The organism is Bradyrhizobium sp. STM 3562 (assembly GCF_045571435.1).
Lineage (GTDB): Bacteria > Pseudomonadota > Alphaproteobacteria > Rhizobiales > Xanthobacteraceae > Bradyrhizobium.
In genome coordinates, this window is the sequence record NZ_CP120694.1 from 7,640,646 (window position 1) to 7,656,170 (window position 15,525).

The 15,525-nt window shown below is 64.3% G+C and carries 13 protein-coding genes; 8 read left to right on the forward strand and 5 right to left on the reverse strand.

Annotation, left to right across the window (positions count from 1 at the left end):
* Window position 1 precedes the first annotated feature (1 nt).
* Together P6U23_RS35370 and P6U23_RS35375 are read left to right on the forward strand one after the other, a co-directional pair.
* Window positions 2–1,243 (forward strand): DUF1501 domain-containing protein, encoded by a 1,242-nt coding sequence (locus tag P6U23_RS35370; RefSeq protein ID WP_407176917.1) that lies wholly within the window; start codon window positions 2–4, stop codon window positions 1,241–1,243.
* Between the two features lie 35 nt (window positions 1,244–1,278).
* The gene (locus tag P6U23_RS35375; RefSeq protein ID WP_407176918.1) at window positions 1,279–1,602 is read left to right on the forward strand and encodes a hypothetical protein; all 324 of its coding nucleotides are present in this window, start codon (window positions 1,279–1,281) and stop codon (window positions 1,600–1,602) included.
* A 290-nt stretch (window positions 1,603–1,892) separates the two neighbouring features.
* On the opposite strand, the gene P6U23_RS35380 is transcribed toward P6U23_RS35375, so the two are convergent.
* From P6U23_RS35380 to P6U23_RS35390, 3 genes are all read right to left on the reverse strand, one after another.
* Window positions 1,893–2,051 carry a hypothetical protein gene (locus tag P6U23_RS35380; RefSeq protein ID WP_407176919.1) on the reverse strand — a complete coding sequence of 53 codons (159 nt, stop codon included), beginning with the start codon at window positions 2,049–2,051 and terminating at the stop codon, window positions 1,893–1,895.
* Between the two features lie 327 nt (window positions 2,052–2,378).
* Window positions 2,379–3,467, reverse strand: coding sequence for a mandelate racemase/muconate lactonizing enzyme family protein (locus P6U23_RS35385; RefSeq protein ID WP_407176920.1), 1,089 nt, complete (start codon window positions 3,465–3,467; stop codon window positions 2,379–2,381).
* A gap of 112 nt (window positions 3,468–3,579) precedes the next feature.
* Window positions 3,580–4,548, reverse strand: a complete 969-nt coding sequence (locus P6U23_RS35390; RefSeq protein ID WP_407176921.1) for a LysR family transcriptional regulator — start codon at window positions 4,546–4,548, stop codon at window positions 3,580–3,582.
* A 101-nt stretch (window positions 4,549–4,649) separates the two neighbouring features.
* Here P6U23_RS35390 and P6U23_RS35395 point away from each other — a divergent pair, with 101 nt between their 5' ends.
* From P6U23_RS35395 to P6U23_RS35405, 3 genes are all read left to right on the forward strand, one after another.
* Window positions 4,650–6,329: an FAD-dependent oxidoreductase gene (locus tag P6U23_RS35395; protein ID WP_407176922.1), complete on the forward strand. Its 1,680-nt coding sequence runs from the start codon at window positions 4,650–4,652 to the stop codon at window positions 6,327–6,329.
* Between the two features lie 35 nt (window positions 6,330–6,364).
* Window positions 6,365–7,675: an MFS transporter gene (locus tag P6U23_RS35400; protein ID WP_407176923.1), complete on the forward strand. Its 1,311-nt coding sequence runs from the start codon at window positions 6,365–6,367 to the stop codon at window positions 7,673–7,675.
* Between the two features lie 294 nt (window positions 7,676–7,969).
* On the forward strand, window positions 7,970–9,100 hold the full coding sequence (locus P6U23_RS35405) for a hypothetical protein (protein WP_407176924.1): 1,131 nt from the start codon (window positions 7,970–7,972) through the stop codon (window positions 9,098–9,100).
* A 43-nt stretch (window positions 9,101–9,143) separates the two neighbouring features.
* Here P6U23_RS35405 and P6U23_RS35410 read toward each other — a convergent pair whose 3' ends face one another.
* Window positions 9,144–9,398, reverse strand: coding sequence for a hypothetical protein (locus P6U23_RS35410; protein ID WP_407176925.1), 255 nt, complete (start codon window positions 9,396–9,398; stop codon window positions 9,144–9,146).
* Window positions 9,399–9,561: 163 nt separating this feature from the next.
* Here P6U23_RS35410 and P6U23_RS35415 point away from each other — a divergent pair, with 163 nt between their 5' ends.
* Complete coding sequence (locus P6U23_RS35415) at window positions 9,562–11,034, forward strand: diguanylate cyclase (RefSeq protein ID WP_407176926.1); 1,473 nt, start codon at window positions 9,562–9,564, stop codon at window positions 11,032–11,034.
* 99 nt (window positions 11,035–11,133) lie between these two features.
* Here P6U23_RS35415 and galU read toward each other — a convergent pair whose 3' ends face one another.
* Complete coding sequence (gene galU, locus P6U23_RS35420; RefSeq protein WP_407176927.1) at window positions 11,134–12,009, reverse strand: UTP--glucose-1-phosphate uridylyltransferase GalU; 876 nt, start codon at window positions 12,007–12,009, stop codon at window positions 11,134–11,136.
* Window positions 12,010–12,189: 180 nt separating this feature from the next.
* Here galU and P6U23_RS35425 point away from each other — a divergent pair, with 180 nt between their 5' ends.
* Together P6U23_RS35425 and P6U23_RS35430 are read left to right on the forward strand one after the other, a co-directional pair.
* Window positions 12,190–13,569, forward strand: coding sequence for a lytic murein transglycosylase (locus tag P6U23_RS35425; protein WP_407176928.1), 1,380 nt, complete (start codon window positions 12,190–12,192; stop codon window positions 13,567–13,569).
* 166 nt (window positions 13,570–13,735) lie between these two features.
* Window positions 13,736–15,457 carry a DUF459 domain-containing protein gene (locus P6U23_RS35430; RefSeq protein ID WP_407176929.1) on the forward strand — a complete coding sequence of 574 codons (1,722 nt, stop codon included), beginning with the start codon at window positions 13,736–13,738 and terminating at the stop codon, window positions 15,455–15,457.
* Window positions 15,458–15,525: the final 68 nt, after the last annotated feature.

Sequence of the window (15,525 nt, forward strand, 5' to 3'; positions counted from 1 at the left end):
GATGGGTTTTCACCTGGTGAGCCGCCGCGAAGTATTGATCGGCTCCGGCGCCTTGTTTGCGTGGACGCAATTGCCGAGGCTGGCCCGCGCTGAGGGGCGCGATCCGCGCATGCTGGTCATCGTGTTGCGGGGCGCGCTGGACGGGCTGGCCACGGTCGCGCCGGTCGGCGATCCCGACTGGATCGCCTTGCGCGGCGAGCGCGCGCTGGTGCTCGACGGCAAGACGCCTGCCTTGCCGCTCGACAACTTCTTCGCGCTCAATCCGGCGATGCCGAACCTGCATCGGCTCTATCGGGCGAAGCAGGCTGCGATCGTGCACGCGACTGCCACGCCCTATCGCGAGCGCTCCCATTTCGATGGCCAGGACGTTCTGGAAAGCGGGTTCGCGCGGCCCGGCGCTGTGGACAGCGGCTGGCTCAATCGCGCCCTCGTCGCGTTGGAATCGGAGGGCCGGGTCAATCCGGGCGGGGCCAATGCCTTCGGCGTCGGTGCGGTGACGCCTCTGGTGGTGCGCGGCAAGGCGCCGGTGCTGTCGTGGGTGCCGCAAAAGCTGCTGCCCGCGAGCGACGACACGGCCGCGCGCCTGCTCGAACTCTATCAGCACACCGATCCCAAGCTCGCGGCCGCGCTCGAGGTGCGGATGCGGCTGACCTCGCTCGGCGGTGCCGGCATCGAGGATCCGATGGCGAACAGTGACTCGCCGGCGCTGCCGCCCATCGCACGCGTGCGCGCCTATTTCGCGGAAGCCGCCGGCACCGCCGCGCGCTTTCTTGCGAAAGCCGACGGCCCACGCGTCGGTGCGCTCGGTTTCGTCGGATGGGATACGCATATCAACGAGGGCGCCGCCGCAGGCCAGCTCCACAATCTGCTCGGCGCGCTCGACGGCGCAATCGCCGCGATCGAGAGCAATATGGCCGACGCCTGGCGCGAGACCGTGGTCGCTGTCGTCACGGAATTCGGCCGCACCGCGCGCATCAACGGCACCTATGGCACGGATCACGGCACGGCCACCGTCGCTCTTCTCGCCGGCGGCGCGCTGAACGGCGGGCGCGTGATCGCCGACTGGCCGGGCCTCAAGGTGGAGCAGCTTTACGAACGGCGCGACCTGAAACCCACCACCGATCTGCGCGCCGTGCTCAAGGGGCTGTTGAGGGATCACCTGCGCGTCGAGGAACGCGCTCTGCTAAGCAGCGTGTTTCCGGACAGCAGCGATGTTGCAGCGATGTCCGGCCTTGTCGGCTGAAATCTTGAAGCGATGAACAACGAAGGAAGCATGCAATGAAGCCACTCGCTATCATCGTGTCGATCGCCCTCTCCGGCGCCCTCTGCTCTGTCGACATCGCGACTGCATTCGCCACCAAGATGGATGGCAAATGCTGCCAGTCGTCCGACGGCGGCCGCTCCTACCGCTACAGGATGTCGGTGCTGCGCGCGCAAATCCCTCATACCTGCACCGCCTATGCCGCCTCCTGCATCCGCTTCTCCAGCGCGCGACCCGACAGGGTGCCGATGTGCACGGCCGCCAAGGCGCAGTGCATGCAGACCGGTACCTATGTCGGCCCCTACAGCGGCAGATGGTTCACGGAGATGCAGAAGATCTAGAACATCCGCTAAATTGACAGAACCGGACGAGGGCATTGACCATGCCAGTCATTGCGAGGAGCGAAGCGACGACGCAATCCAGACTGCATCGGCGGAGAAAGTCTGGATTGCTTCGTTTCACTCGCAATGACAGCGGATGTTGGGCTGCGCGGCATGGGCTAGCTCCGCTCTGCGACTGCTAGCCGCGTTGCCTGTTCAAGGCGTGCCTCTCATCCTGAGGCGGGCAAAACGCCTCGCCTCAGGATGATGATGGTTTGGCACCTGTTTCGATCAAGCCGTCGCGCGCAATCTCAGGCGTCGCGCTTGGGCGCGTATTTGCCGAGCACGCATTTGTAACTCTCCAAATGCCATTCGTGATACGGACTTTTTGAAAGCCAATCGGCAATACCAATTTGTGCAGTTGAAGCGCAGGCGGACATGGTGATGCCCGACTGCTCGCTGTTGGTCACGACTTTCTCCAGACAGAGCTGCGCGTTGCAGAGAACTGCGACAAGAGTAACAAGCATGGCAACCTTCGTAAGTGAGGACCCGGTCAGTTTCGAGCATGCAGAGTTCATGCCATCACTGGTGCGTTGCTTGCTCCCTGAGGTATTTTGGTAATTTTTCCACAGCCGTGGCAGGCCGTGTTGGCGCCGCGAGAGTGCGAGCTAGCTCACAACATAGGGATCGCGATCGCGGTTGTTGATATCCGCTCTGATCACGTTTTTCGGCGCGCGATGTGGTGGACGGATCGGCACATTCGCCAATCCAAGCGAGCGCACCTTGCTTGAATCGGCTCACGCCGCAAGCTGCGCCAGCGCGCTCCAGTCGAAGTTGACGCCATGGCCGGGACGCGTCGGCGCCAGCGCCATGCCGTCCTGGAGCGTGAGAGGGTGCTCGATGTAGCGATCGAGACCAAAACCGTGCGCTTCGAGATAGGAGCGGTTCGGACAGGCCGCGAGCAGATGCACCGTGATGTCGTGGGCGCCGTGGCTGGTGACCGGCAGATTGAATGCCTCCGCAAGCCGCGCGATCTTCATGAACGCGGTGACGCCGCCGCAATTGGTGACATCGGGCTCGGGATAGGACACCGCGCCGCTCGCGATGTAGTTCTTGAACTCCCAGAGCGTGCGCAAGTTCTCGCCGGTCGCGACCGGCACGCCGCCGGCTGCAATGATACGCGCATGGCCCGCGACATCATCGGGAATGATCGGCTCCTCGAGCCAGGTGAGATCGAAAGGCCGCAAGGCGCGCGCGGCGCGAACGGCTTCCTCAACACTCCATTTCATGTTGGCGTCCGCCATCAGCGGAAAGCCGTCGCCGAGATGCTCGCGCATCGCGCGCACGCGCGCGACGTCGGATGCGAGGTCCGGCCGGCCAACTTTCATCTTGATGGCGCGAAAGCCCTTGCGCAGATTGTCGTCGGTCTGCCTCAGCAGCGCCTCGATCGACAGATCGAGGTCGATGCCGCCGGCGTAACAGGGCACCCGACGATCGAAGCCGCCAAGCAGACGCCATAGCGGCAGGGTCACGCGGTTCGCCTTCAGGTCCCACAGCGCAATATCGAGCGCCGAGAGGGCCAGCACGGTCGGGCCGCCGCGCCCGCCATAATGCAGAGCCCACCAGACATGTTGCCAGATGGCTTCGGTATCGTCGGCCTCGCGGCCCTCGACCAGTGCCGGAATTTCGCGCCTGAGAATATCCGCGATCGCGCCGCCGTTGCGGCCGACCGTATAGGTGTAACCGACGCCCTCGACGCTATCGGTGCTGCGGACGCGCAACGTGATCAGCTCAAAGGCACTGATCTTGCCATGCGTGCTGTCGGACAGCGTGACGGAAAGAGGGATCTTGTAGTGCCCGGTCTCAAGCGACTTGATGCGTGCCATTGCGCTTCCACCCGTTTTCGTTTTGGTGAAGGTTAGGCTGACGCGAGCCGCGCTGCAATCGCGCGCGGCGAAATTCTCAGCGCGATGGAATTGGAACCGGCGATTGGCTGGATCAGCGCCGGCGTGGCCGCGCCCTCGCAGCGGTGCGCGACCGCTCCGGCGCTTCGCTCCGATCAGCCTCGGTGCTTGCGCTCATTCGCTTGATCAGATCGATGAAGGCGCGCCCCGCCGGCGACAGCGACCGGCCGGACCGCGAGATCGCCGACAGATTCCTGCGCACCACCGGATTGCGGAGCGGCACGGCGACCAGCGCGGGATATTGCAGATGCGGCACCAGATAGCCGGGCAGGATGGAGATGCCGAGCCCGTGCGCCGTCATGGATAGCGCCGTCGTGAGGAACGCCACTTCCCAGCGCGGATTGAATTGCTTGCCCCTCGGCGTCAGCGTGCGCTCGATCAGTTCGCGGATGCCGCTTCCGGGCACCACGCTGATGCAGGGCTCCGCGATCGCCTCCTCCCAGGAGAGCGAGCGGCGCGCCGCGATCGGATGCTCGCGCCGGCATATCGCACTCAGGCGGTCGCTGACCAGCGTCTCCAACGCGAGCTCATTCGAGCTCGCGTTCACCGTTCCGATACTGAATTCGACCTCCTCGGCGAGCACCTTGGGCACCAATTGATCCGGCGCGACGTCCTGCATCATGATTTCGACTTCGGGATGCGAGCGCGTGAATTCCGCGAGGATTGCCGGCATCAGCGCGGAAGCGGCCGCCGCGGTCGCGGCGAAGCTCAACCTGCCCCGTTCCACGTCGCGGATCGCCCGCACCGAACTGACCAGATGATCACGATCGCGCAGCATCCGCTCGGCCCGCGGCAGCATCTCCAGACCCGCCGCGGTGGGCCGCAATGACCGCGTGGTGCGGTCGAGCAGCCGCGTGCCGAGGCCGCGCTCGAGCTGGCGCAGCAGAATGCTGACGGCCGATTGGGTCAGCCGCATCCGCTCGGCCGCCGCGGTGATGCTACCGAGATGGCACGCCAGTACGAACGCCTCGATCTGATGGAGCGTTGGATTTATGATTTTCATTTATGAGCTCATGGAAATTATCAAGTGTATTTTATTTCCGACCCTCCCTACCTTCAACGGCTCGAAACGAACAACAAGCCCGAGACGGGGAAGGATCGCGGATGTCCGCACGCTTTGACGCGCCGGTGCTGATTGTGGGCGCGGGACCGGTCGGATTGACCGCAGCCATCGATCTCGCCTGGCGCGGCATCGAGGTCATGGTGGTGGAGCGGCGGCACCGGGGCGAGCCGCCGAACGTGAAATGCAACCACGTCTCCGCGCGCTCGATGGAGATATTCCGCCGGCTCGGCGTCGCAGGTGCGCTAAGGAACGCCGGGCTTCCGCCCGACTATCCCAACGACGTCTCCTATCGCACGACCGCCACCGGCACGGAGCTGGCGCGCATTCCCATTCCCTGCCGGGCCGAGCGCTACAGCGACAAAAGCGGACCGGACGGATGGTGGCCGACGGCAGAGCCGCCGCATCGCATCAACCAGATCTATCTGGAGCCGATTCTGTTCCGGCATGCGGAGGCCTTGCCGGGCGTTTCTATCCTCAATCGCGCCGAAGTGGCGAGCATCCGCCAGCTTCAGGATGGCGTCATCGCCACCATTCGTGACCTCGACAGCGGCGAGACCAGATCGGTGAGCTGCCAATATCTCATCGGCTGCGATGGCGGGAAATCGACCGTTCGCGCGGCGATCGGCGCCAAGCTCGCCGGCGATGCCGTGGTCCAGCGCGTGCAGTCGACCTTCATCAGGGCGCCGCGCCTGCTCCGCCTGATGAAAGAGAAGCCGGCCTGGGCTACTTTCTCGGTCAATCCGCGCCGCTCCGGCAACATGTATGCGATCGACGGCCGCGAGACCTGGCTGATCCACAATTATCTCAGGCCCGACGAGACCGACTTTAACGCGGTCGACCGCGACGCCTGCATTCGCCTGATCCTCGGCGTCGGTTCGGATTTCGACTACGAGATCATCAGCAAGGAAGACTGGATCGGCCGGCGCCTGATAGCGGACCGTTTCAGGGACCGGCGCGTCTTCATCAGCGGTGACGCCGCCCATCTGTGGGTGCCGATGGCAGGCTACGGCATGAACGCGGGCATTGCCGATGTCACCAATCTGACCTGGCTGATTTCGGCGGTGCTGCAGGGCTGGGCCGCCCCCGACATCCTCGACGCCTATGAAGCCGAGCGGCTGCCGATCACCGAGCAGGTCTCCTATTTCGCGATGGATCATGCGATCGCCCTGAGCAAGCAGCGCGCCGCGGTCCCCGGCGACATCGAAGCGCCTGGCCCGCAAGGCGACGCGCTTCGAGCCCGGTTCGGGCGCGAGCTCTACGACCTCAACGTCAACCAATATTGCTGCGGCGGGCTGAACTTCGGTTATTTCTACGACCGCTCGCCGATCATCGCCTATGATGGCGAGAAGCAACCCGGCTATACGCTCTACGAGCTCACCCCTTCCACCGTGCCCGGCTGCCGCACGCCTCACATCTGGCTTCGCGACGGGCGCTCGCTCTATGACGCGCTCGCCCCCGGATACACGCTGCTGCGCTTCGATCCTGCCGTCGACGTCGATGCGCTGGTCGCGGCCGCCGCGGCGCGCAACGTGCCTTTTGCGGTTCTCGACGTACAAGCCGGCGATGAGGACCTGAAAGCGCTTTATCCGCAAAAACTGGTGCTATCCCGCCCCGACCAGCACGTGGCATGGCGGGGCGATGCCCCACCCGCCGAACCGTCCGCCCTGATCGACCTAATCAGGGGCGCGGCCCAAGGCGGGCAAAAACAACGCGCGGCCTGAAAGCGCCGCCAATCAATTGAACCGGGGAGGACCAAATGAGCGAAGCCTCGTTGGCAGGCGCGCAAGGCGTTGCGGTTGATCGCCACGATCAGGTCGTCAGGCGCGTGTTCTGGCACCTCGTCCCGTTCCTGTTCGTGCTTTACGTCGTTTCCTACCTCGACCGCATCAATATCGGCTTCGCCGCGCTCTCGATGAACAAGGAACTCGGCTTGACGCCGACGACGTTCGGCTTCGCCAACACCGTGTTCTACATCGGCTATGTGCTGTGCGAGGTGCCCAGCAACCTCCTGCTGGTGCGATATGGCGCGCATCGCTGGATTCCGAGGATCATGGTGACCTGGGGGCTCGCCTCCGCGGCGACGATGTTCGCCAGCGGTCCGCATAGTCTCTATTGGATCCGCTTCCTCGTCGGGGTGGCCGAAGCCGGCTTCCTTCCGGGAATCCTGCTCTACATGACCTACTGGTTTCCGCCTGCCTGGCGCGCGCGGGCCACCGCGATCTTCATGGTGGCGCAGCCCGTGACGATTGCGTTCGGCGCAACGCTCTCCGGTTTCATCCTCGACATGCATGGGATTTTGGGACTTTCGGGCTGGCGCTGGCTGTTCCTCATCGAGGGACTGCCTGCCGTGCTGCTCGGCGTGATCGCCTGGTTCTATCTCGATCCTTCGCCCGCACGGGCGCGCTGGCTGAGTGCGGAGGAGAAAACGCTGCTTGCCAGTCAACTCGATGTGACAGTCCAGCCGAGGAAGAACATCTGGGCCGAGATGACCAGCATTCCGGTCTTGCTGCTGTGCCTGTCCTATTTCGGCCTGGTGACCTCGTTGAATACGATGGCGACCTGGACGCCGCAGATCGTCCGCGAAGCGGTCTCGAGCCACGGCAGCTATGCGACCATCGGCCTGCTCAGCGCACTGCCCGCCGCAATTACCGTGCTCGCGATGCCGATCTGGAGTGCGCGCTCCGATGCGGCCGGCGAACGCTTCTTCCACTACGTGGCTCCGGCCGTGGTCACCGGGCTCGGATGGATCGCGGTCATCGCATTCGGCGAACTGCCGCTGCGCATGCTGGGCTTGATCCTTGCGACTGCCGGCGCGTTCACGGCCATGGTCATTTTCTGGACCGTGCCCGCCTCCGTGCTGTCGGAACGAGGACGGCCCGCCGGCATCGCCTTGATCAGCTCCGCCGGGATTTTGGCCTCCGCCGTCAGCCCCTCCATCGTCGGCGTGCTCAGGGATCTCAGTGGAAGTTTCGCATCAAGCCTCTGGTACGCGGTCTGCCTGATCGTGATTTCGATCGGGGGTATGGTGCTCGTACGCCATGTGTCGATGCGGCGAACGTCTCAATGAACGGAGCGCGTGCCCGAAAGCGCGCCAACACCCAGTAAAGCTGGGAGCCAGGCAAACAGCGGATGTCACCGAGCCGGATGAAACAGAGCGCCACCAATCATGCGCCTCGCGCATGAACCAAGCTGATCTGCCAAGGTTCTTGCCGTTTCGACTGTTTCCCTGACGCGATGAGGGCAGCCCCTTGGCGCATTTTCTTGCGTTTTGAACTATTGCATGGGTGCCGAGACTTAACCGATAGATTTCCATTGCGAGCGTCCCGAGAGACCACCGGATTTTTCCGAAGGAATTGAGGACATGCCGTACCGGCCGGACATTCAGGACGTCATCGACGCGATCTACGATGCATCGGCGGATCCGCAGAGGTGGGGACCAGCGCTGCAAAAGATCGGCGACCGGTTTGACGGGTCGCCCGCGATCATCTGGCTGCAATCCCTGCCCGAGCGGCCGACGTTCAGCGCGATCTCGCGACTCGATCCCGATTTGCAGCCCCTGTTCTTCAATCGCTACGCGACGCCGCAGACCAATCCCGCCATTCCATTCCTGCTGCGGGCCGTGCCCGGTCGGCCGTTCGATTTCGTGGCACGCATGGGAGGCCGCGAGGCCTTTCACAGGACCGAGATCTACGCCGACCTTTTCGCACCCCAGCGCATCTGGAGCCGCGCCGCCGCGATGATCTTCAAGGATCAGGCCCTATTCGCCCCGTTCGTCTTGCAAGGACCGATCGGCTGCGAGCCGCTGACGAGCGCGGAAGGGGACGAGCTTGCGTTTATCTTGACGCATGTTGCCAGAGCACTGCGCGTGACCGCGCGACTCCATCAGACCATCCGCGAGCACGATGGCCTGCTTGCGGCGATCGACTGCATCGGCACCGGTATCATACTTGTCGATGCCGCAGGCAAAATCATGAGGATGAACCGCGCCGCGGAGTCCATCGTTCGAAGTCGGGATGGACTTTCGGTCAAATCCGGTCGCCTGGTCGCAAGCCGCGCGAGCGAACAGGTGCTGCTCGAGCGGCTGATTGCGGGAGCCTGTGCGCCGGCGAGACTCACTGGGGGAGCAGTCGGAATATCGAGGCCATCGGAAAGCCTTCGCTATGGCATCGAAGTCAGTGCCCTATCGATGCGTGCCTATGACGGAGCGCCGACGCCAGGTGCCGCGATCATCTTCCTGACCGATCCAGAGCAACGTCCGCAAACCGAGACGGAACTCCTTGCCGCTGTTTTCGGATTGACGCCCGCAGAGGCCAGGGTCGCCGTTGCGGCAATCTCACACGCAGCGATCGGGCGAACCGCAGCCCACCTCAAGCTGTCTCCCAACACGGTCAAGTCGCATCTGCGGCGCATCTTCGCCAAGACCGGAACGGGCAGTCAGATCGAACTGGCTCGTTTGCTGACATCGCTCGGATTGCGAGCCCACAAGCGCTAGACCGCTCGTAACTTCAGGCCTAGGCGCTCTCCTGGGCTGTTCCCTACTTCGTCTTCATCCGCCTGAACCGCACGCTCTGGCCGTCCGGCAGACGCGTCGCGACGTAACCTGCTTCCAGGCAGGCCTCGCGTTGCGGCATTTTCTCCTGCGGGCTGCGCAGACTGTCCCACCACGAGGCGCGGTGCGCCGCGCGGGGCAGCGCGCGCCCGATGATCTCTTCGATCTGTTCGAAGCTCAGTACGAGTTCGGGCAGGCTTTGCTTCTTCAGATAGTCGCGCAATGAGTCGTAGTCGTTCACGGCAGGTCCCAAGCCAGGCTGAGCAAAGGTTTATTCGAATCCGGAAACCAAGCGTTAACTGATTACGACAGCGCTGTCGTCACTTAAGCCGCCGGCAATGATTAAAGCGCATGCAGAATGAAGCGGCGGGTATACAGCCGCCTCAAAAATGCAGTGCGTGGATATGGGCAGACCGTCCTGGCGGCTATCGGCAAAGCTTCTGATCGCCTCGTCGCTGGTGACGGTGATGGGCTTTTCCGCGATCTGCGCCAGCGTGATGCTCGACATGCGGCGCGGCGAGGAGCAATTGGCGCGGCAGTCGCTGGAGAATCTCGCCTCCGGCATCGACGCCGACATCAGCCGCAACATCGAGCTCTACGACCTGTCGCTGCGCAATGTCGCCAACAACGTCGGTGTCCCCGAGATCAAGGACGTCTCCAAGCCGGTGCTGCATTTGATCCTGTTCGATCATGCCGCGACGGCCAAGCATTTCGGCGCGATCCAGGTGTTCGACGCGGACGGCCGACTGACCGTCGATGCCTCCACGCTCGATCCACCCCCCGAAAACCGCTCCGATGAGGAGTATTTTACCGTCCACCGCGACAACCCCAATGTCGGGCTCTTCATCAGCCGCCCCATGCTCCACCGCGGCCGCTATGCGATCGTGCTGAGCCGGCGTATCAACGGTCCCGACGGGCACTTCATGGGCGTGGTCGCGGGCTCGATCCGTTTCAGCTATTTCCACGAATTGTTCGGCGGCTTGAGCCTCGACGAGGGCGACACCATCACCGTGCTGCGCCGCGACCGCACCGTCGTGATGCGCAGGCCGTTCGACCTCGACGTGATCGGCAGGAATCTTGGCGAACGGCGTGACTGGAATCCGGCGAACCTCAAGGATGGCAGCTCCTACGAGGGCGCGGGACCGATCGACCGGACGCCGCGTCTCTATGTGCGGCGCGCCGGTGACCATCCGCTGATCGTCATCGTCGGCAAGCCGCTCGATGCCATCTTCAAGATCTGGCGTACCCAGGCAAGCCGCATCGGCGCGATCATGCTGGCGTTGATCGTGTTCGTCGTCGCCGTGACGCTGTTCCTGGCACGCGAGATCAAGCGCCGCGCCGAAGCCGAAGCCAAGCTCGAGGAGCTCGCGACCACGGATGCCCTCACCGGTCTTCGCAACCGGCGCAAATTCGATGCGACGATCGAAAGCGAGTGGCGGCGCGCCATGCGGCACAAGACGCCGGTATCGCTGCTGATGATCGATGCCGATCACTTCAAGGCCTACAACGACACGCATGGGCACCAGGCCGGCGACCAGGTGCTGGTCGGGATCGCCATCTGCATTTCGGACTCGGTCAAGCGCGCGCCCGACTGCGCGGCGCGCTATGGCGGCGAGGAATTCGCGGTGCTGCTGCCGGGACTTTCGCCCTCCGAGGCGATGCGGGTCGCCGAAGCCATCCGCACGAAGGTGCTGAGTTGGTCGGGCGGGGAAAGCGCCTCAACGGTCAGCATCGGCGTTGCCGGCACGACGCCTGTCCTGGGAATGGATTGGTCGGCACTGGTGCACGCCGCCGACAAGGCGCTCTACGCCGCCAAAGCCTCGGGGCGCAACTGCTGCATCCTCGCGACAGTTCCGACGCTGTCGCTGGCGGCCTAGCGGAAGCGTCATTGCGAGCGAAGCGAAGCAATCCAGAGCCGCACGTGAGACTCTGGATTGCTTCGTCGCTTCGCTCCTCGCAATGACGGAGGCAAGGCCTCACCCCTCCACGTACTTCTTCATCTCTTCGCGCAGGCCATCGCGCAGGTCGGGACGCGCCATGGCATAGGCGATGTTGGCGCGCAGGAAACCGGCCTTGGAGCCGCAATCATGGCGCTCGCCGGCGAACTCGACGCCGTAGAATTTCTGCGTCTTGGCAAGACCGATCATGGCGTCGGTGAGTTGGATCTCGCCGCCAGCGCCGCGCTCCTGAGTGCCCAGGATTTTGAAGATCTCCGGCTGCAGAATGTAGCGCCCGGTGATGGAGAAATTCGAGGGCGCGGTGCCTTTGGCCGGCTTCTCGACCATGCCGGCGACCTCGAACATCTTGCCGTGACGGTTGCCGACGGCGCAAATGCCGTATTGATGCGTCTGATCGGCAGGCACTTCCTGCACTGCGATCAGATTGGACTTCTCACCGAGCTGTTGCGCGGCTTCGACCATTTGCGCGAGGCATCCCGGCTTGTGCAGCACGAGTTCGTCGGGCAGCACGACGGCGAACGGCTCGTCGCCGACGATATCGCGCGCGCACCACACGGCGTGGCCAAGGCCCAGCGGCGACTGCTGACGGGTGAAGCTGACCGCACCCGCCTGCGGCTGGTCGCGCGCCAGGATTTCCAGCTCGGCCTTCTTGCCGCGCGCCTCCAAGGTCGCGTCGAGCTCGTACATGCGGTCGAAGTGATCCTCGATCGAACCCTTGTTGCGGCCGGTGACGAAGATGAAATGCTCGATCCCGGCCTCCTTGGCCTCGTCGAACACGTGCTGAATCAGCGGCTTGTCGACGATGGTCAGCATTTCCTTGGGCATCGCCTTGGTGGCGGGCAGGACGCGGGTGCCGAGGCCGGCGACCGGGAAAACGGCTTTGCGGATTTTCATGGCAATGATCGGGATGTCCTAAAATGCGGGGAACGGCGGGTCGACTGATTTGGTAGCCGGTTTGCGGCTGCGAACAAAGCTGGTTGTCGTCCTCCTAATGTCAAAACTTGGTTTTTGTTAAACTCTTAGAAACCAACTACAGGCCTCCTGAAAGCCAAAATTCACGTGGCAGGGTAGGACATGACGAAACGCATGGAACCTTTGGCGCTGACGTTGGCGAGTGCGCTTTTGGTCGCAGCCAGCCTGCTGCCGATGGCCGGCGCGAAGGCGCAAGCTGGAGGCGGCGGGCTCTCCAGCCTGTTCGGGGGCCTGTTCTCCGGGCCAAAGGCCGACTCGCCGGCCCCAGCCCCCGGCGCAAACGGTGCCACACCTTGGAGCGGCGAGGACGGCGCTTCCGGCCATCCATTGATGACGGCCGCAGCAATTCGGCAGGCCGCGGCCAATTTCGACAATTGCGTTGCGTCGATGTGGCCGGACGCCGCCCGCCGCCGCGTCAGCCAGGAGAGCTTTGAGCGGTTTACAACCGGGATCACCCCCGACCTGCGCATCATGGACCTGCTGGACGCGCAGCCGGAGTTCACCAAGTCGATCTGGGATTATCTCGACATTCTCGTGAACGAGGATCGCCTCGCCAAGGGCCGTGAGATTCTTGCGAAGTATAAGTCGCAATTCGATGCCGCCGAAAAGGCCTATGGCGTCGATCGCTACACGATCGCAGCGATCTGGGGCATCGAATCCAACTATTCCACCCAGATCGGCGACCGCAGCGTGCTGCAATCCACCGCAACGCTCGCCTGTATCGGCCGCCGCCAAGCCTATTTTCGCGACGAGTTTCTCTCGGCGCTGGAAATCCTCCACAATGGCGATCTGCGGCCCGAGCAGATGCGCGGCTCCTGGGCCGGCGCCTTCGGGCCGACCCAGTTCATGCCCACCGCATTCAAGCGCTATGCCGTCGATGCCGATGGCGACGGCCGCAAGGACGTGGTGGACGATCCAGCCGACCTGATCGCCTCCACGGCCAACAATCTGAAGAAGGACGGATGGCAGGCCGGTCAGACCTGGGGCTACGAGGTCAAGGTCCCGCAAGGCTTCAATTACATGCTGGCCGACCGCGCCAAGACCATGACCATCGCCCAGTGGGAACATCTCGGCATCACCCGCGCCGCCGGTGGCGCCTTCCCGCATCCCACGGACAAGGCCTACCTGCTGGCGCCCGCCGGCGCCGAGGGCCCCGGCTTTTTGATGCTGCAGAATTTCCGGGTCATCATGAAATACAACCCTGCCGAGGCCTATGCGCTCGCGATCGGCCATTTCGCCGACCGTTTGCACGGGGGCGCGCCCTTCGTGCAGCCGTGGCCGCGGCAGGAGCGCGAATTGTCGCGGGCCGAACGGCTGGAACTGCAGCAGCTCCTGGTCGAGCGTGGCTTCTACCGCGGGACCCCGGACGGGCAGTTCGGCGGACAGACGCGGGAGGCCTTGCGCAATTTCCAGGTCTCGATCGGGGCGCCGGCCGACGGCTTCGCCTCCGCCGACATGCTGGAGCGGTTGCGCGGGCGCTGAAACCGCCCGTTCCGGCGCAAAACGGGGCCCTGAACGGTACATCTGACGGCCGGGCTTGACGGCGCCCGCACAGGGCCGGTTTATCTCAGATGGAATTCGCCCGTTTGCGGCCCTATTGCATTATTATGTTCTGGGCTGGTTTTGCCGTTTCGCGATCGAAAGCCGCATGAGACAAAAACCCTTTCTCAAGCTGTTGACCGAGGCCGGGCCGCTGATCGCGTTGACGGTGGCGCTGGCGCTTTTGGTCGGGATCGTGGGGCCGGCCTCCGCGCAGTTCTTCAATTTCGGCGGCCCGCCGCAGCGCTCCGCGCCGCGCGGCGGTGGCGGCTGGTTCGGCGGCGGCTGGTTCGGCGGCGGTGGCGGCGACTTCTTCGCGCCGTTTCGGCCGGCACCCGAGCCTGCGCCCAAGCGCGTTTACCAGGATTTTTCCAAGGCTCCGCCGCCTGAGAAGCGCGACACGGTGCCCGAGCGTAACGTGCTGGTGCTTGGCGATGCGATGGCCGACTGGCTCGCCTACGGCCTGGAGGATGCCTATGCCGAACAGCCCGACATCGGCGTCATCAGGAAGATCAAGACGGTATCCGGCCTGATCCAGTATCAGCCCAAGGGTGCGCCAGCCGATTGGGCGGCCGCGGCAAAAGACATCCTCGCCGCCGAAAAACCCGATGTCATCGTGATGATGCTGGGCCTGAACGACCGCATTCCCCTTCGCGAGCCCGCTACGGAAAAGACCGACAAGCAGCCCGAGAAAAAGAACGACAAGACCGCGCGCAAGCCGGACAACAAACCGGCGGATGCGAAGCCGCCAAACAAGGACGCAGCCGATACGGCAGCAAAGCCCGACGAGAAGGCGGCCGACAGCGAACTGCCGCAGGATGACGCCGCCAACGCCGACACGCCGCCGGAAAGGGCCCCGCGTTCGCCGAACGGGATCTATCAGTTTCGCGACGAGCGCTGGGTCGAGCTCTACAACAAGAAGATCGACGAGATGGTCGCCGTGCTGAAGTCGAAGGGCGTGCCGGTGGTCTGGGTCGGATTGCCGGCCGTGCGCGGACCGAAGGGGACGGCGGACACGCTGTTTCTGGATTCGCTCTATCGCGATGCCGCCGGCAAGGCCGGCATCACCTATGTCGATGTCTGGGACGGCTTCGTCGACGAGGCTGGACGCTACCTGCAGAAGGGCCCCGACTTCGAAGGCCAGATCCGCCAGCTCCGCAGCTATGACGGCGTCTATTTCACCAAATATGGTTCGCGCAAGCTCGCCCATTATGTCGAGCGCGAGATCACCCGCCTGCTCGCTGCGCGTTCGGGACCGGTCGCGCTGCCGACCGAGCCGGCGACGCCGGATACCAACGCCGCCCCCGGCCAGCCCGCGCCGCGCCCGCTGGCGGGACCGATCGTGCCGCTGGTCGCGGCCTCCGTGAACAGCGATCAATTGCTGGGCGGTCCGGGATCGCGCCCGGCCGCGGTCGATGCGCTCGCCGCGCGAACGCTGGTCAAGGGCGAGCCGCTGACACCGCCCCCCGGGCGGGCCGATGATTTTCTCTGGCCGCGCCGGGAGGTTGGTCACGAACCGGCCAAGGAGCCGGCCAAGGGCGACGCACCGGTCGCCGCAACCACGCCGGCGGCTCCGGCGGTCACACCTGCCGCGCCGGCAGGTACCGCCGGGGATAGCCCACATGCGGCGCCCAATTCGCAGCAGAAGCAAGCCAAGCCCGCGCAGCAGCCTCAGCAGCAGCAAAGACCTGCCCAGCCGCATGAGCCGAGCTTCGGGGACTTCTTCGGCTTCGGCGGCGCGCCGAAACAGCAGGCGCCGGCCAAGCCGCCGGCAGCACCCGGCGCGCCGCGGCCGCCGGCGAATGTCGGGCATTCGGCTGCGGTGCAGTAACGCATTCGCCCAAATCTCGCTGTCATTCCGGGGCGATGCGACAGCATCGAACTATGGTGCGCAATTGC